The 16,858-nt window shown below is 66.6% G+C and carries 14 protein-coding genes and 1 pseudogene; 4 read left to right on the forward strand and 11 right to left on the reverse strand.

The window, feature by feature from the left end:
• Nucleotides 1-11: 11 nt before the first annotated feature.
• The 3 genes from HDC31_RS18230 to HDC31_RS18240 form a co-directional block, all read right to left on the reverse strand.
• Nucleotides 12-605, reverse strand: a complete 594-nt coding sequence (locus HDC31_RS18230; RefSeq protein WP_257022315.1) for a DUF305 domain-containing protein — start codon at nucleotides 603-605, stop codon at nucleotides 12-14.
• 102 nt (nucleotides 606-707) lie between these two features.
• On the reverse strand, nucleotides 708-1,187 hold the full coding sequence (locus tag HDC31_RS18235) for a DUF6153 family protein (RefSeq protein WP_218867905.1): 480 nt from the start codon (nucleotides 1,185-1,187) through the stop codon (nucleotides 708-710).
• 61 nt (nucleotides 1,188-1,248) lie between these two features.
• Complete coding sequence (locus tag HDC31_RS18240) at nucleotides 1,249-1,425, reverse strand: hypothetical protein (protein ID WP_179516395.1); 177 nt, start codon at nucleotides 1,423-1,425, stop codon at nucleotides 1,249-1,251.
• 469 nt (nucleotides 1,426-1,894) lie between these two features.
• On the opposite strand from HDC31_RS18240, the gene HDC31_RS18245 reads away from it, so the two are divergent.
• Nucleotides 1,895-2,230 (forward strand): helix-turn-helix domain-containing protein, encoded by a 336-nt coding sequence (locus HDC31_RS18245; protein WP_257022317.1) that lies wholly within the window; start codon nucleotides 1,895-1,897, stop codon nucleotides 2,228-2,230.
• 55 nt (nucleotides 2,231-2,285) lie between these two features.
• Here the strand turns inward: HDC31_RS18245 and HDC31_RS18250 are convergent, their stop codons facing one another.
• From HDC31_RS18250 to mobF, 7 genes are all read right to left on the reverse strand, one after another.
• Nucleotides 2,286-4,619 carry a S8 family peptidase gene (locus HDC31_RS18250; protein ID WP_197464258.1) on the reverse strand — a complete coding sequence of 778 codons (2,334 nt, stop codon included), beginning with the start codon at nucleotides 4,617-4,619 and terminating at the stop codon, nucleotides 2,286-2,288.
• Between the two features lie 205 nt (nucleotides 4,620-4,824).
• Nucleotides 4,825-5,790, reverse strand: a complete 966-nt coding sequence (locus tag HDC31_RS18255; RefSeq protein ID WP_034228238.1) for an AAA family ATPase — start codon at nucleotides 5,788-5,790, stop codon at nucleotides 4,825-4,827.
• A 548-nt stretch (nucleotides 5,791-6,338) separates the two neighbouring features.
• Entirely contained in the window at nucleotides 6,339-6,719 is a 381-nt protein-coding gene (locus HDC31_RS18265; protein ID WP_067162206.1) for a sulfate permease, read from the reverse strand.
• Between the two features lie 154 nt (nucleotides 6,720-6,873).
• The gene (locus tag HDC31_RS18270) at nucleotides 6,874-8,628 is read right to left on the reverse strand and encodes a ThiF family adenylyltransferase (RefSeq protein ID WP_005049384.1); all 1,755 of its coding nucleotides are present in this window, start codon (nucleotides 8,626-8,628) and stop codon (nucleotides 6,874-6,876) included.
• A complete protein-coding gene (locus HDC31_RS18275) occupies nucleotides 8,625-9,620 on the reverse strand; it encodes a cyclic GMP-AMP synthase DncV-like nucleotidyltransferase (protein ID WP_095376730.1) in 996 nt (331 codons plus the stop codon). Before HDC31_RS18275 ends, HDC31_RS18270 begins: the two co-directional genes overlap by 4 nt.
• Entirely contained in the window at nucleotides 9,617-10,723 is a 1,107-nt protein-coding gene (locus HDC31_RS18280; RefSeq protein ID WP_005049382.1) for a CBASS cGAMP-activated phospholipase, read from the reverse strand. The genes HDC31_RS18275 and HDC31_RS18280 overlap by 4 nt, the downstream gene beginning before the upstream one ends.
• 44 nt (nucleotides 10,724-10,767) lie before the next feature.
• Complete coding sequence (gene mobF, locus HDC31_RS18285) at nucleotides 10,768-14,307, reverse strand: MobF family relaxase (protein ID WP_067162861.1); 3,540 nt, start codon at nucleotides 14,305-14,307, stop codon at nucleotides 10,768-10,770.
• A 325-nt stretch (nucleotides 14,308-14,632) separates the two neighbouring features.
• On the opposite strand from mobF, the gene HDC31_RS20360 reads away from it, so the two are divergent.
• Together HDC31_RS20360 and HDC31_RS20365 are read left to right on the forward strand one after the other, a co-directional pair.
• Complete coding sequence (locus tag HDC31_RS20360) at nucleotides 14,633-14,863, forward strand: DNA cytosine methyltransferase (protein WP_255249017.1); 231 nt, start codon at nucleotides 14,633-14,635, stop codon at nucleotides 14,861-14,863.
• Nucleotides 14,851-15,558, forward strand: coding sequence for a DNA cytosine methyltransferase (locus HDC31_RS20365; RefSeq protein ID WP_255249018.1), 708 nt, complete (start codon nucleotides 14,851-14,853; stop codon nucleotides 15,556-15,558). Before HDC31_RS20360 ends, HDC31_RS20365 begins: the two co-directional genes overlap by 13 nt.
• A gap of 322 nt (nucleotides 15,559-15,880) precedes the next feature.
• Here the strand turns inward: HDC31_RS20365 and HDC31_RS18295 are convergent, their stop codons facing one another.
• Nucleotides 15,881-16,351: a CueP family metal-binding protein gene (locus HDC31_RS18295; RefSeq protein ID WP_218867906.1), complete on the reverse strand. Its 471-nt coding sequence runs from the start codon at nucleotides 16,349-16,351 to the stop codon at nucleotides 15,881-15,883.
• 128 nt (nucleotides 16,352-16,479) lie between these two features.
• On the opposite strand from HDC31_RS18295, the pseudogene HDC31_RS18300 reads away from it, so the two are divergent.
• Nucleotides 16,480-16,626: pseudogene (locus tag HDC31_RS18300) on the forward strand (MFS transporter); the annotation flags it as partial.
• Between the last annotated feature and the right edge of the window lie 232 nt (nucleotides 16,627-16,858).

The raw sequence follows: 16,858 nt of genomic DNA on the forward strand, positions 1-16,858 counted from the left end.
CCGGGGATGGGTCAGAGAGAGGAGAGGAGGTCCTTCATCTCCTGGATCTCCTCCGTCTGCGCGTCGATGATCGTCTGGGCGAGCTCGACCGCTTCCTGGTCGCTTCCTTCGTCGACCTGGGTCTGCGCCATCTCGACGGCCCCCTCATGGTGCGCGATCATCTGCTCGAGGAACAGTCGGGAGGCCTCGGCGCCGTCGGCCTCGCGGAGCGCCGCGAGGTCGTCGTCGCTCATCATCCCGTCCCCGTGATCCATCGCACCCGCGTCGCGATCGTCGGGGCCGACGCCCCACTCGTCGAGCCAGCCTTCGAGCTGTTCGATCTCCGGTCCCTGAGCGGTCTTGATCCGCTGGGCGAGAGCGGTGACGGCCGGGTCGACCCCGGGAGTCGCGAGCACGATGTCGCTCATCTCGATGGCCTGCTGGTGGTGGACGATCATCATCGAGGTGAACATGATGTCCGCCTCGTCGACGCCGGCGGGTGCCGACGACGAGCCGTGGTCCATCCCCGGCATCGAGCCGTCAGTGTCGCCGGTCGCGCAGCCGGACAGCAGCAGGACCGTGGACAGGGCGAGTGCGGTCGTGACCGCAGCACGGATCTTCTTCATGGTGTTCTCCAATACGCATAGTCGTCGCGCGCACGCCGATGACGGCGCGCGCAAGGTGAGTGGTGTGGAGCCGGGCACGAAGAGTGCGGGCTCGACTGCCGCTCAGGTGCGACTGATGCAGAGAACGTGAAGCGAGGGGGTGCGGGGGAGCAGGCGTGAGGTGAGAGCCCCGGCCGGAGAGGACCGGAAGACGGTGTTCGCCCAGGCGCGGAGCACACCGGGAGCGATGATCAGCGCGAGTGCGAGCAGCAGAGCGAGCACGCACATCATCGCCATGCCGGCGTGGTCGTCACTGCCGCAACCTGCACAAGACATGTCGCCGGCGTTCGTCGAGTTCCCGGAGGGGTGAGCCTGCGCCGCGCCGTGCGGAGCCGCCGCATGGTGAGCGGGCGTCGTGGCGGTGTCGCTCACCGGCATCGCGACTGCTGCCGGCGCCTCGGCGGATGGCGTCCCGTGCAGATTCAGGGTGTGCATCCCCAGGAGTCCGAGGATGATCGCGGCTACGAGGAGAACGGCGGACAGCACACCGCGGAAGACGCTCGATGAGCCTCTTCCTGACCACGTCGCCACCACCGGTGCCATGAGGCAAGTCTAGGCGGAGCGGTGGGAGTCGACGGGGTCCAGGGCGGATGCCTCCGAATGCTCAGTCGTCGTCGTCCGCTGCTGCGGCGATACGGTCGGCCTCGGCGCTGTCGACGAGTGCATCGTCGACGTCGGCATCGAGGACACGCTCGCCGTCGACATCTCGCGTCGGTACACCGGCGGCGTCATCGTCATCGGGGCGGATCGGAGGCACGGGAGGAATGATGGGGTTCGACATGGTCGCGTCCTTTCGTGGAGATGCCTTCACGGTAGGGCGCGCGTCGACGATGCTGCATCGGGTTGACGGTCGGGAAGGGGCGCGCTAGGCGCCTCAGCGCTCTGCATCGACCGAGCGGTCGGGGCGGGGTGATAGACCGACTGGCGCTCGACAGCGGCCGCAGCGAAATCGCCGTCGCCGTTGACGACCTGTCCGCGACGCAGCACGATCCGAGCGGCGCGCCCCTCGGCCCTTGAGAACGGCGCCACGCAGATCGGGGTCGGCGTCCCGGTACACGTCCCGTGAGACGAAGAAAGCCCCCGGAGAACCGGGGGCTTTTTCTGTGGACCTCCGTAGAGAGTTCGAGAACCCCTGCCCGGCCTTGAAAACCGTGGCTTCTCGCAGGTCGCGGGGCGTCTACCGGCGGGACCGGAGGCCGCTGGAGCCGTCTGTAGTGGACGAGCGGGGGCGGATGGTGCGTGCAGTTGGGATGACTCAAACCTTTCTGAGCCCGGCGCAGGTGGACGAGCTGGTGGCCTCGTATGAGTCGGGCGCGACACTCGTGGAGTTGGGCGAGCGGTTCAGCATTCATCGCCGCACCGCGGCGGCGCACCTTGTCCGCCGCTCGGTACCGATACGCCAGCGGGGGCTCGATGAGTGCCATCTCGCCGAAGCGGTCGAGCTGTACGACGAGGGCCTTACGCTAATGGAAGTCGGGTTGCGGTACGGGGTCAGCCAGCAGGCTGTCCGACGCGCGCTGGCCGTAGAGGGCGTCACGATTCGACCGGCTGGTCGGCGCGCACAGGCCGTCGCAACGAACGTCTGAGCTGCGAGTCCGGCGGTGTTATCCGTTATCCGCGGGATTCGGAGCGAATCGGACATCACTCGATCGGAATCTCGATCGGGGTGTGGAGGAGGTTCGCCACTGGTGTGTACAGGTCGACGTCGGTGGCGTCGGTCTGGAGTGATACGACGAGGGCGTATCGGATCTTCCGGTCGACGCGTTCGCGGTTCTTGTTGTTCTTCCACCAGCCGCCGACGGGGTAGACGGCGATCTTTCCGGTGTCGGCGAGTGCTGAACCGTAGGTCTCCCAGATGTCTTGATGCAGTGAGCCGTACAGGCGTTGGTTGGCGCCGACGAGCCACGACACTTGTCCGCTTGCGGGGCGCCCGCCGGCTTCCTCGGTGCGGGCTTCACGGTTCACTCGCTGAACGAAATGGGCCTCAGATTCAAGGGGGTCTTGTAGCTCGAACCGGAGTCCGTGTGATGCGTACTTGTACCGCTGACGCCATCCTCGTCGGGACGCCGTCGGCTCGATGAAGTAGGAGAGGGTGACGCGCAGGGTCACGGAAGCGGAGCCCAGGTCTTGCAGTACTTCGCGCGGCCAAGGAAGGTCGTGTAGCCGGAACGACGGGACCTTGAACTCATCGCCCTCGAAAGGGGTGAACTCGTCCTGTACGACCAGGGTTACGGACCGATCGGAGGAGAACAACACGCGTTCCTCGGTCGGGACGCCCCAGCCGTATCGGCGTAGCAGCATCTGTTTGGCTTGAAGTCCGCTCTGCCCCGCACGATCGATTTCGTCGCGCATGATGGGTGTCCACTGCGCGGAGTGGACGAGGAGTGCTCGGATCGTCTCGGGCCAGTACTCGGGATAGGTGGCCATGACGAGGGCTGCGAGCCGGGAGGCTTGCGCGGTCGCGGCGCTGGTTGCGTTGGCCGACGCCAGAGCCTGGTCGTTTGTGTGCCCGGTGGTTCGCAGGGACAGCGCCGGGTGATTCGGCTCGAACATGGAGGCGGTGTCATGGAGGACGTTGCCGCCTTCCATGACGATGTCGGGCTTGATCGGCCAGGGCTTGTTCCCGAACGGCAGAGACGTGCGACTGTGGGGCGAGAGGTCGCCCTTCCGCGCGACAGGGGTCCAGCCTGCGAAGGCCGGATCGGTCGGGACCGCGTCGAGGTCGGTGTAGGCGCCGACGGTGAGTGCGTTCCAGGCTTGGCCGGGATCTCGAACCGGAGAGGTGTCGGATTCGGCGAGGTGGTCGGCGACGTAGCCGGTTACGTTTCCGGCGGACACGATCAGGAGTCTTGCTGCTTCGCTGTCTGGTGGCGCGAGTAGCCGGAGTTCGTCGCCGTTGCTGACGACGTTGGCGCCGACGGCCAGTGCGTCGACGGTGGCCGACCACAGCGTGGGCTGACCTGGGTTTCCGGGGGTGTCGGTACTGGTGCTGACCGGCATGCAGAACACCCGGCGCCGTGTCGCTGCGATTTCGGGCAGCGAGACGGCTTGGGCGGTGACGTCTCCGTACGCGCGGGGTTCGTGCGGCTTCTCGGTCTTGGTCGGAAGGATGCGAACCGACTCCAGTCGGTGTCGCAGCACAACGGAGTCCGATCCGAGCAGGTGGCGGTCGACCGCGGCTCCCAGCAGCGCGATGCCGGCCATCTTGGTGCCATGTCCGTCTTGATCGAAGCCGCTGACGCCGATCACGGTGTGCAGGTCCTGGGGTGCCAGGGACTGCTCGATGAGGACGTGAGTTCTCGCTACGCCCGTGTCGAGGTGGCAGACGGCGGGCTGGAGTTCGTCGGCAGGTTCCAGTCGCTTGGCCAGGTCGTCGACGTACTCGGCTTGCTCCTCGGCGGTGAGGTCTTCTATGGAGTCGATGAACTCCGGGCGCCGGATTTCGGCCAGCGGCACCGCGGTGAACGGTAGGACTTCAAGCTGCGCCCACGTCGCCTCGACCCACATGACGTCGCGGTCGACGAGCCGGAGGAGACGCTGCGAGATGGTCAGTCCGGAGGCTTCGGCGAAGCGCCGTAGCAGATCGGGGCCGTCAGCGTTTGGGCGTAGCCATAGTTCCCACCATGTCGTCGTACCTTCTGGCGGGCGACCCTCGGACTGCCAAAGGTCACCCAGGATGGTGGCGCGGATGCGTGCGATGTTCGCGACGAGTTCGTTGTTGCGAGGTTTGCCTTTCGGTGACTCCTTCGCCAGGTAGTCCTCGAAGAGCTGCAGGAACTTCGCACGGTAGTCGTCGCTGACCCAGACGGTTGCTCGCTCGGGGATGCCAGAACCCGAGTCCGCGGGGAGAACCGAGAGAAGGAGCCACTTGGGGCGCCTGCGCTGCGGATCGCGGTGCGAGGTGAGCTGTTGGAGAGTGTCGAGCTTGAGCGGATACGCGGGGTCAGAGCCCTCCAACGTGATGATGGTGCCCAAGGCACGTAGCTCGTCGTCTGGGAGTTGTTCTTCACGGGTCTCGTCACCGCTAGAGAACGCGGACTGCAACTCGTTCAGCCGCCCGCCGCCGTGACCGGCACGGTCTTCGACCGGACGAATCTTCGGGTCCGGTCCACCCCGTCGGCGAAACTCCTCGTCTGCCGCTCGATCTTCTACCAGAAGGTGACTGAGGTGTTCCTGCCCCTCAGCCAAGGCTCGCCGCCTGCCGCGATTTGAGCGACTGTCGAATGTCGTCGGCACTCACTCGTGTTCCGCCAGCGAGGATGACGCTCTTGGCGGCAGACTCCGCAGCCCTTACGAGGTCCGCATGGGAGAGCCCTGCCATGTGCTCTGCCAGTGCGGCCCAACGGACGCCCTTGGCGAGAGACCCGAGCCTGCCGCGCATCACGGCGGCGGCCTGTTTCGCGTCCGGCAGTGAGTAGTTGAGAACCATGTCGAAACGTCGGAACAGGGCCTTGTCCAGAATCGACCGGTGGTTGGTGGCAGCGATGACGATGCTCTCGGGAGAACTGTTCTCCAGGAACACCAGGAAGGAGTTCAGGATGCGTCGGGCCTCACCGACGTCGTTTCCTGCTCGGTCGCCACCGAGCGCGTCGAACTCATCGAACAGGTACACCCCGCGCTGCGCGCCCACTGCATCGAAGATGACGCGCAGCTTACTGGCGGTCTCGCCCATGAACTTGCTCAGCAGGCTGTCGAGCCTGATCGTCAGCAAGGGCAGAGAGAGCTCGTGAGCCAGGACTGCCGCGGTCATCGTCTTGCCCGTACCAGGCGGCCCCTCGAACAGGAGGCGATGCGCAGGCTCAAAGCCGTGATCCAGAAGCTGCTTGCGTTGGCGCTGTTCGCTGAGGACACGTCGCACCTGCGCGGCCAGCTCATCCGGCAGGACCAAGTCTTTCAAGCCAACGGCTGGGTGAGAGGCGATAACGAGTTCTGAAAGATCGCCTCGCGGTTGAGCGATTGAGGTGACCTTTTTCGGCCGCTCGACACGTGAGTGATCAACTGCGGCTTTGAGGTCAGCCGCGAGATGGTGGTGCCCCTGCCGAGCCGCCTGAGCGGCAACCTGTAGCGCGACTGAGTAGAACGCCTCGTCGTCGCCGCTCCCGTGGCTTCGTACGAGCGCCTTGAAGTGCTCTCCTGATCCGGCCACCACTCACCTCCCGCCGTACGCCGCGTGTTGTCCCAAGTCTACGGGCCAGGACCGTCAGAGCATCGCTGATCCCCCGCATGCCGACCACTCGGGTCAGCCAGCAGGCCGCCAAGCGCACTGGCCGGGACTGGCGCCGCGATTCGGCCGAGTCCACGCCGTGCTCAGGGTCAGCGCGTGAGGTGCCTTCCGCACGTGCACGGTCGGATCGTGGCGGTCAAGATGTCTGCCAACGTCATCCGGTCAGTGAGGGCGTACGTGCCACGATCGACCGCACAGACGCACACACCAGCAGTGTCGAGGTCTGCCAGGACGTGGGGGGCAACGGGGATCGTCCGCCCGAGACGGTCCAGCCGCGCGATCACCAGGGCTGAGAACTTGCCGGTTGCAGAGTCAGCGAGCAGTCATGTCAGCTCCGAGCGATCGCCGGCTTCATCGCTGTATCTGCGAGTGACATCAAGGTCGAGGTCGCGGGCAGCGCCAGACAAGCGGTCTGCTGCCGCTCGTGCGCCTCGGAGGTAGGCGAGCGGCGTAGGTGTAGGTGGGGGCGTTCATCGGGCCGCCCCTACGGTCATAGGCACCTGGGACTCCGAGCGGTCGCGGGTGCCCTGCCGGTCGCGGTGCCGGGCAATGGCTTCCTGGGTCCGGGCGCGGATCAGGAGGATCAGGCTGACCGGTCCAATGACGATGAACTTCATCGCGTTCCACACCGCCCACAACACGACCAGATGCAACCAGCCTGGTGCCCCCTGGTCGAGGGCGTTGGTGCAGATGCTCGCGATCAGCAGGTAGGGCACCGCGAGGAGCGTCGCGGGGATGCCCCACTTAAAGTTGCGTCGGCGTCGGATCGCGTCGAGCAGCCGGTTGGTGGGCATGTAGCGGCGCAGGTAGTAGCGGGTGCGGGCGCTGAGCGTCCAGATAAGGCGGATCATGGCGGGCCTCTCGTCACACGTGTCTCTCCGTCGAGGAGGCAGTACGTGTATGAGCGCCCAAGCTGGGCCGTCCCGAAGGACCCGCAATCGAGGAGAACCTGCCTCGGCCCCCAACTTTACGCCCAAGCCCGGACAGACGTAAACCCGTGCTATCTCATCCGCGAGTGTCCGACGCCGCGGGAAGGAAGTGATGCCGTGGGCCGGCTGGTGCGTGTGGCAGGGCGATGAGGTGGGTCCCTGAAACAGGTGCCCCTGCCTGTTGGAGGTGCAGGCCGATCATGTTGACGAGTGTCGCGGCGACAGCAGCGAGGTCCGCGGCCGAGCCATGGAACGTGGGTACGGAGCATCCCCTCGTGGGAGTCAGTTCGTCGCCTTCGGCTGCGTCCTCCCAGAGCCGGTGGTACAGCTCTAAGCCACCATCGGCCAATACCGAGCGGCCTGCCTGGTCGTCAAGCTCAGACGGCGTACAGGTGTCACCGGGCGCGCAGATGTTGGCGATACCGAGCGATCCTGTCCTGGCGTCGGTGGCGACCTGGGCGATGAGTGCCGTGCGGTCTTCGCCGGCGAGGGTGTCGAGGTAGGTGGTGATGCTGTGGCTGACGGTGGCGTCGATGATGAGGTCCGCGGAGAGTGAGACGGCTGGGTCGGGGACGCTTCCTTCTGCGACGGTCACGGTCAGGTCGTCGCGGATCGCGCGGAGGCGTGTGGCGAGGGCATCGGCCTTGGTCTGGCCGATGTCGGCCTCGGTGTAGTTCTGTCGCACGAGAAGTCCGCCGGTGATGGTGCCGGGGTCGCAGACGGTGATGGCGCTGGCTCCGGCGCGTGCGATGAACTCGGCGAGCCATGAGCCCAGGCCGCCGCAGCCCCAGATGTGGACGGCTCGTCCTTGGAAGCCGTTGACGGGACGGTTGTCGTCGCGTCGGGTTGTGACCTCTTGCCGTTCGTCGGACATGTTGCACCATTCGATGGGGATGTCGGCGTTGATGATCGCGGGGTCGAGGTTGACCGCTGTGCCGTGCTTCTTGGCGAGGCGTCGCAGGGCGTCGGCGGTAGTTGCGGGAAGGCGTCCGCCGAGAAGATGGTGCGGTCCACCTGCGGGGTGCGGAACGGCGAGCACGAAGTACTGCTCGGTGCCGTCAGGGTTTCGTAGAGCGCTGGCGAGGAGCGAGGTAAGGAAAGCGGGCGATTGCGGTGAGACCTCTGGCGGTCGTCCTTCGGCGCGGTCAAGATGCGGGTCGTCCAAGAGCGTCAGGAATAGCGCGAAGGTGGATGCCGCACCGAACGGGAGGTCCCTCGCGAGGACAAAGACGGGTGTGCGGTGTCCGTCGCGGTCGGTCGAGTAGGTGAGGTCGTAGCGGTGCGGTGAGCGGGCGACGAGCCGAGCGATCTGCTGCCGCTTCGGCGGCCCAGGTTCGCGGACGACGATGGTGGGTGTGTCATCGGCGTGGTGGAGCACTCCTCCGACAGCGTGGTACATCGCGGTCGAGGGATCGAACGCTCCGCCGGCAGCATCGGTGAGCCAGTCCCACAGTCGGCTGAGAAATCCGGCCATCCCGGCGGAAGGGCGCCACTCGCGGGAGGGGTCGAGATAGATGCAGAGCCGCTGCCCTTGGAGGACGTGCGGGAAACCGAGGAAGCGTGTGTGGTCAACCTCGGCGCTCGGGGGTGCGAACAGCGAGGGGCGAATCTTGACGATGAACTCCTCGTCGTCTCCAAGTCCCAGCCCACCGGGGCGATGAAGGATATCTGCGGTGTGGAGCCGAAGTCGGAGGGTGGCGTCGCCGTCAGAGTCGAGCCGAGGCTGCTCGACTATCCGCACGTCGCTGGGGTGCTCCCTGGCGAGTGACCTCAGCTCATCGAAGAGGTGCTTCTGCCAAGCCGACAGCGTGGCCCGGTTGCGGCGGCTCATCCCGCGCGGCCAGACCGCCCCACGGTGGAAGCGGCCGCGGGAGCTGCTGCCGGGAACTTCGCGCTGCTGGACGAGGTGGCCGGGGCCTTGAAGCCGTCACCGAAGATGCCCTGCCACAGCTCGATGCTGCGCTCCTTGTTCTCCTCCTCGTAAGCCTCCTCGATCTCGGCGGCGTGAACATGAATACGGTCCCGGAAGTAGCTGTAGCTCGACTGCTCCCACCGATGGTCGAAGGTGACCCCGGACCCGGACGGGTCCGGAATGGAGGGCTTGATCGGGCGCGCCTGGAGCCAGGCGTCGAGGTCCTTTACGAGGTGCAGGAGAGTCGTGGGGACGTCGCTGTAGTAGCCGGGGTCAAGCAGCGTGCGCAACTCGGTGACCTGCTCACCGAGCAGTGTCGTCAGGAGGATCGACCGGGTCCCGGTGAAGGAGTTCTTGTGGTCACGCAGGTACTTCATCAGCCGGATGACCTTGCGGAGGTTGCCCTTCGCGAGCGCGTCCTTGTCCCTCATCCAGTCCGTGAACCCCTGGGGGTCGGTCTGCTCCCAGTCGTTGTCGTCGCGATTGACGATGACTTCGCGTCCATCGGCGAGGTTGAGGTGCGGAACGATGTCCAGGTGCATGGAGTTCGCGTAGACAACTCGGACGCAACGGCACTTGCGTGAGTGCGGCATGTTTCCGTAGGTGCTGTGCCGGTGCAGAGCCGCGTAGACCTCCTCGATGTACTTCTTGGGATCGTCGGCCCAGTCCGCGTTCTCGCTCATGTCGAGCATGAAGTCCGCGTCGAACTCGTTGCTGCCCACCGGATTGATGATGGTCTTGTGCGCCCACGAGCCCTGGGGCGTCTTGCCGAGGATCAGGTGCCCGATCTGCTCGTCGGCCTTCAACGCCTTGTAGACCGCCTCGACGCGAGAGTCGAGCGAGTCGAGCTTCACCTGGCCAAGGTTGACGGTGTCCTTGAGCAAGACGTTGAAGTAGTCAGTGAGCTTCATCGGGAGACCTCCGTGGTCGACGTGCTGGTCGGGTCGCCGCGGTGTCGGTCTCCGATCAACGGTGTGTAGTCCGCCGCGCGATGATCTGCGAACCGCGCGGTGTAGATAGGGCTGAGCTCGCGGCTCACGGACGCGGCGAGGCCGGCGACATCGCTCGGGTCTGCCGAGTCGAGTGCGTACAGTCCGCTCGGCACGAGAGCATCGAACCTGGTGAAAGCGGCCTTGCCGATCAGATGTTCAGCGATGCCCTGTCCGCCACGGCTGCCGGCTGTGAGGATCAGTGGCGCGATCGGCTTCGCCCAGTTGAACAGCCCGCCGCGGTCGAGGCGCTTGGGGTGGTTCGTGAGCTGGTCGATGGTGCCGACGTTGAGCACCCTGATCGAGGCGAGCGGTACGTCGAGCATGCTCACGGCCTCGGCAATCGCGACGACGGAAGGGTTGTTCGCCCACACGCCGCCGTCAATGAGGCGGTGTCCATCGACACGCGCGGCAGGGAAGTAGAGCGGCGCCGCCGAGGTCGCCATCGCGATGTCCACCATCGGGATGCGCCAGTCTCGGGCGAGCCGTGTGTGGTGGGGCGTCTTGAAGATATGCACGGAGCCTCGTTGCACGTCCCACGCCGGGATGACCAACCGCTTCGCGCTGTCTCCCAGCAGCCTTTGGCCGAGCACTTTCGTCAAGGCAGTGCGCAGCGCATCGCCGTCGTAGATGGGTGCAGTGAGTTGGCGAGGCCGCCGCCACAGTCGCCGGCGCACGGCCGGGAAGACCGCCTCGACCAGTTCTTCGTAGTGCCCCACGATCTCGCTCGGGGCGAGACCGGCACCCAGCCCAAGCGCGACGATCCCACCCGCCGACGTGCCAGCGATCAAGTCGAACGAGTCCTTGATGCTGACGTCGAGGTCCTGTTCCAGCCGCGCCAGCACGTGAGCGGTGAACAGTGCCTTGGCTCCCCCGCCATCGAGGGCGAGAATCTGGAAACGATCGACGGATGGGGTGCTTGACTCGATCGTCGTGGATGGAGGGTCCTGCCGTCCGGGCGCGTCGGCCTGTCCGGTCGGCGTCTCGCCTCCGGGATCGGTCGAACTTGCAGGAACTACACCCATGTAACTATTCTACGCTGCCGCACCGACATTCCCTCGGGCTCAGATCACAGGCTCCGCCCGGGAGAAATTCGCTCGATCGAGCGACGCTCGGTGACGGCCGCGGATCGGCGGGCGGCTTCATTTACCCGTGCGAGTGCGCTTCTTGCGCGAGCCGCGTCGATCTTCTGCGCCGCGTTCTCCGGTTCCGGGCCGAGGGGCGAGTCATCGGTGATGCCGTACCGGTCGCGGTAGGCCGCGACGGTGTGGGCGTGCCGTCGCCACGCCGCTTCCTTGCGCGGATCACGGGGTGGCTCACCGAGCGGTTCCGTCCAGGGCTCGCCAGCCTGGCGTGCGGTGTCGAGCACCGCGTCGGCACGGGCTTCGATCAGCTCGCGCCGCTCATCAAGCGCCTGGCGCATATCGTCGGTCATCGGGCCGTCCGCGGATGGGATCAGCCCTGCGATCATTCGTGGTGCGTTACGGGTGCGACCCGAGCCAGCCGGGCGGGCAGTGGCACGAGCCACTCGGTAGTGCAGGACGGAGGCGATGTCGTCGGCATCGGCAAACCCGCGCGCCGCGACCAGCCGAGGGAACAAGGTGTCGAGGTTGTGGTGGTTGGCCTCGGCTCGGCGGAGCTCGGAGGTGAGTGCCCCGAACGCCTCGGACTCGATCGCGGTGTCGGCTTGCTCGGCAGTCAGACCAGAGGCACGGATGAGGGTGGCCCAGCGGTCTCGTTGGGCTGCGGCAGCAATCGTCTCGTACTCGGCGGCGAGCTGGGCGATTGAGCCCCAGTGCTCCTGTTCTGCGGTGATGGTCTCGTGCGCGGACAGCTCAGCACCGGTGTGTTGAAGCACCCCGAACAGGACGGATCGGCCAGTGGCGTCGGGGTTGTCGCCCGGATGTGGCTCGGCGTGCTCGTCGGCCCGGTCGAGGATCACGTAGGCGTTGTTGGCCTGCTTGCCGCGGGTCATCGCGACGTAGAAGTTCTCCCTCGTCGTGGTCGGCTCCACCAGCACATGCGCGGTGTCGACAGTGACGCCTTGCGCCCTGTGCGCCGTGACCGCATAACCCAGATCGACGTGATCGGCCACATAGGCGGCGGGCAGGACGATGGAGCCGCCGAACCTGCGGCCGGCCTTGCGGATCGTGACCGAGCCGTCGTCACGGACGCCGGTGATGGTCCACGTGTCACCGTTGCGCACCCAGTCCTTGCCGTTGCGCAGTCGGCGGTCGTTACGGCGGGTGATGATCGTGTCCCCAGCCCCCGCCGTGGTCCCGTCGTTCAGCTCGACCTCCCGACCAGGCTTCAACGCGCCGTCGAGAATCAGATCGGCGCGGGCGCGGGTGTTGAGGCCGGTCACGTCCTCGCGGGTCTCGGCGACCAGCACCGACACCAAACCTTGGTTCCGGTCCGCGCGCCACGCGGTGTAGGCGGCATCGGTCATCGCGTCGCCGTCGCCGTCGCGGATGCGGTCATGGTCGAGGTAGGTGTCGATCACCTGCGTACGGCCGTGCCGCAGGGCGAGGGACGCGGACTTCTCCCACTCGTGGATGAACCGGTGCACGTCGACCAGCTCGGGTACATCATCCCGGTCACCGACGAGGAGCCCGAACGCGCCGCCAGCATCCACCGACTGGAGCTGGGCGTAGTCGCCGACCAGCAACACCTTCGCGCCGGCCCGTTCGGCGAGCTGGGTGATGCGATCCAACGAGAGGGTTCCAGCGAGGGAGGCTTCATCGATAATGACGAGCTGACCCGCCTGGAAGTCAGTTCCGTGGACGAGGTGGTTCTGCCACCACTTCGCTGTGTTCTCCGTCGCAATCCCCAGGTCGTCAGCGAGGACCTGCGCCGCCACGGCGGACGGTGCCAGCCCGACCACGGACCCGGCGCCGTGTTCCTTCTCCCACGCCCTGCGCAGCGCGTTCATGGCAGTGGTCTTCCCGGCGCCCGCCGGGCCCACCAGCACATCGAGCATCCGGCCAGAGACCGCGATCTTCATGAGTGCGTCGGCCTGATCCTCACCGAGCATCCGCCCTTCACGATCAGGCTTAGTGGTGACGTTCTCGACCGTCGCCAGCGGCACGGTGGGAGCGGTCAGGGTGCGAGAGCGGTCGAGTAGCCGGTCCTCGGCCGCGAGCAGCAGCTCGGAGGAGAACACGGTGGAGTGCTTGGGCAGGAACACGCTGGTGCCGTCCGCCCGCCGGAACGCGACCGGGCTGGTGGCGAGGTCGGGCGGCGTCAACCGCAGCGAGGCTTGCTCGGCGGCGTCGGCGATCATCCCCACGACCGCTTCGCGGTCGTGCATGGTGGCGAAGCGCCAGCCCATCGTCTGCCGGGACGCCTCGGCCATCAGGTTCCACCTGCGCCAAGTGGAGCGCTTCTCGCCCACCATCTCGACCACGGTCTGGCCGAGTTCGCCAATCGCGTCCAAGGGCACGTCATCGGCTCGCAGCAGCAGCGGCTTGTCGTTGTCCATCACCCCACGTGCCCAGGTGGTGGCGTCGTGGCCGAGTACCCCGGTGGCGCGGGTGCGCCACTCGGCAGTCAGGTCAGCCATCGACCGCACCTCCTTCTCCGGGCGTGTGGCGAGGGTGGCTTGGGCGCGGAGCTTGATGATCGTGGCCGTGGAGGGTTGGCGGCCATGCCGGGCGACGTACTCGGCGATCAGCCGGTCCTTCTCGGCGTCGATGTACCTGGCACGGGTGGAGAACTCCCGGACCAACTCCTCCGGCACGCTGCTAATCGCCCAAGCCGGGTTCCGGTCCCGGCCCATATCGCGGGCCTCCCACTCAACGCCGAAAGTGCGGGTCATGTGATCAGCGAACACCGCCTCGTGCAGCTCCGAGAGCGCCACCACGGCGGCGTGCATGGGACGGCCATCCAAGCTCCGCCACTTGCCGTCGAACGCGGTCTGCACCTTGTTGGAGATGACGACGTGCGTGTGCAGATGGGGGTCGCCGGCGCGGGAATCGAAGTGATCGAACGCCGTCGCCACCAACCCGGTCACATCGACCTGCGCAACCGCACCGTCACCGGCAGTTGCACCCGACCGGGTGGCTGCAACCTCCCGCTCCATGAACGCAACCACCTCCGCAACCGCCGCATGATGCGCCTCACCAATCAACGCCTGCGTCCCGGCATCCGCGACCGCCCACAACGCCGAGGCCGACTTCGGAACCGAGAAGGTGAAGTCGAACCCCGCCACCGCCCGCCGCTTCCCACGTTCGGTCTCCTCGACCTCGATCCGCGCGACCGCCTCGCCCTTGGCACCCGGACTCAGGCTCGGGTCGAGGTCGGCGATCCGAGCCTCGATCCGCTCCGGCACCGACTTGTAGGCCGGGAACGCATGCCCGAGCGGGTCGCCGGTGATCGGGTCACGCCCCATCCCGACCAAGAGCTGGAGCTGGGCCTCCGACACCCGATCCCCGACCGCGAGCTGCCCCTTGCCGAGCGCGGCGACGCCAGAGCCGAGCCACTGGCCCGGCGGTGTCCCCGCCTCCACGTAGTACCTGGTCAGTGGTGTTGAAAGAGCGCGGTCGCCGTCTGCGGCCGCGACGGTGCGCAGCAGGTACATGTAGCCGTCCCCGGCCGACATCACGCGCATCGAGACCGTCACCACGCCACCGCCTTTCGACGGTCAGGTGAGCGGGCGTTGACCGCGCGAACGCTCCGTCAACTTTGGTTGACAAACCTCGACCTGCAAGACGCGTGGCGGCTCGTTGGGGCGGCGAGAGCGACGGGTCGCGGAGACGGTCGAGTAACGCGCTGCCGAGGGTTCGAGGAGGCAGTCGGCCGAAGGCGTTTCGGGGTCGCGGTAGTTCGATGCGCGCTGGTCGTCTGGTGGTGCACCTGGCAGGTGTTCAGCCCGGAGAGTCGGCGCCCGTTCGGTCGCGTCGAGGTCCGGGGTTCACGAAGCCTGCGGAGCCCTCATGCGCGACGATCATTCCCAGCGCGGCCGCCCTCTCCGGGTCGGGTCGCTGTTCTCCGGCTACGGCGGCCTCGACCTTGCCGTCGAGTACGCCACCGGCGGGGAGACGATCTGGTTCTCCGAGATCAACACCCCATCCATTCGCGTCTTCGCCCACCACTGGCCGGGCATCCCAAACCTCGGCGACATCACATCCGTCGACTGGGCGACGGTCCGCCCGTGGACGTGCTGATCGGCGGGTTCCCCTGCCAAGACGTCAGCACGGTCGGCAAGGGCGCCGGACTCGCGCCCGGCACGCGCTCCGGGCTCTGGTCGCACATGGCGGCCGCGATCGACGCGCTGCAACCCGAGCTCGTCGTCATCGAGAACGTCCGCGGCCTGCTCTCCGCACCCGCAATCCGCCCCAACCCGGAAGGAGCAACCCCCGATGCACGCAACCCAGACGATGCAACCGACGAGCGCGCAACCGCCGTTCGCAACCTGGAACCCGACCCGTGGCTGCTGGGAGACCAGCCAGCGCGACCTCTTCGGGCGCACGGCGCCGTACTCGGAGATCTGGCCGACCTCCGGAGAAGTGCACGATGGATCGGCCTACCGGCGTCACTGGCCGGCGCACCGCATCACCGGTTCCGCATCTTCATCACCGCCTACCGCGAAGGCGCTGTTCCGGACGCCGCTGGCATCGGACTCCTCACGCGGTGGCGAGACCCTGGATCAGGTACGGGCTCGGCGGGGCACGATCGCGCTGAGTCACCAGGTGATCGACCTGGCGCTGCACGGGCCGCATGGCTCGCCCGCCAGCTGGAACGAGTCGGAGACCCTGTTCTCGCTGATCGAGGACATCTTCACCGCTGGGGGCGATACACCCAGGCCATCGCCCGATGGGAGCACATCACCGGACGGGCAGCCCCGCCCCCGCGATCCTGAACGAGGAGAAAGGCCCACGCCCGGCTCCCAAGTTCGTGGAATGGCTCATGGGCCTCCCTGCCGGCTGGGTCACCGACCCTGAGCACGGTATGACCGCGGCCCAGCAGAACACAGCCCTGGGCAACGGCGTCCTACCCCTGCAAGCAGTCGTCGCGCTTGACGCGCTGCAGGCAGGCACTGAGCCACGATGAGAACGGGGTTCCCGGCTCAACGTGGCAGCACCTGCGTTGTATTCGGCCACCTGCAACGCTCACGTAGCTTGCACTCGTGAAAAACAGAACAAGTCCCCGGGACAGTTCATGGAGTAGTTGATGCCCTGGGTTCAACTCAGCTGCAAGGTGATGCAGCTCGGGTTGTCCTCGTCGGTCGTGGAGATGGTCGCGGTGTCCGTCTGGCCTTCGTGCTCGATCGTGAGTGTCGCCTCGATGCTGCGGGGCGCCCAGATGCCGACGAAGCCGTTGTCGTAGGTCTGCCGTGCTTCGTCGATGAGTACCTCGCCGTTTTCCCCGGTGAGCGTGATCCGAACCTCCGCGTCGGCGAGCTCCCCGAGGCAGGTGGTCAGGCGGTGGAAGTGGCAGCCGTGGGTTTGCTCCCGGTACGGGGCGATCGAGATGAAGACCTCGTCGTCTGACATCGGCAGCCCCGTCTCGCGTTCCTGGTCGTCGGTGAGTACGAGTGCGTCGGGTTGCACGGAGGCGATGAGGTCGCTCGGACGTTCAGCGCCGGGCATCGTGTCGAGGCGTTCGATGATCTGCGCGGCGTCGAGGCCGGCCAGATCATGGTCGGCCAGCAACTCGGCGTCGATTGACTGGGAAGTGGTTGGCGGGGGTTCGGGTTGGGTCGATGTCGTCGAGCATCCGGAGAGGATGAGGGCAGCGGCGAGGGGTTACGTGTTCTTGAGAGGGTTTGAGGAGAAGATGGATGCGCCTGTTCGCGATTCGCGACATCCGCCACCTGTTCGGTGCGCAGATCACCGCGCTGTTCGGCACTGGGCTGGCGACGGTCGCGCTGGGCCTCCTCGCCTACGACCTTGCCGGCCCGAGCGCGGGACCGGTGCTTGCCGCCGCTGATCCCCTGCAACCGTCGCGCCAGTCCCGATCCTATTCGGCAATGAAGCAGCCATCTGCAATTGGTTCCTAGTGGTGCACTACGGACATCACTCATCCCGACCCTACTGTGTTCGGCATACCGTTGGGCCCATTTCTGGCTCTTCGGACATCCGGTGGGGTGAGGGTGGCCGGGCGGTGATTCGGCGGTAGGGGTCGAGGTCCCCGAGGATCAGAAGCGCTAACTCTCTGAT

Source organism: Microbacterium sp. JAI119 (assembly GCF_013410135.1).
GTDB classification, from domain to species: Bacteria; Actinomycetota; Actinomycetes; order Actinomycetales; family Microbacteriaceae; genus Microbacterium; species Microbacterium oxydans.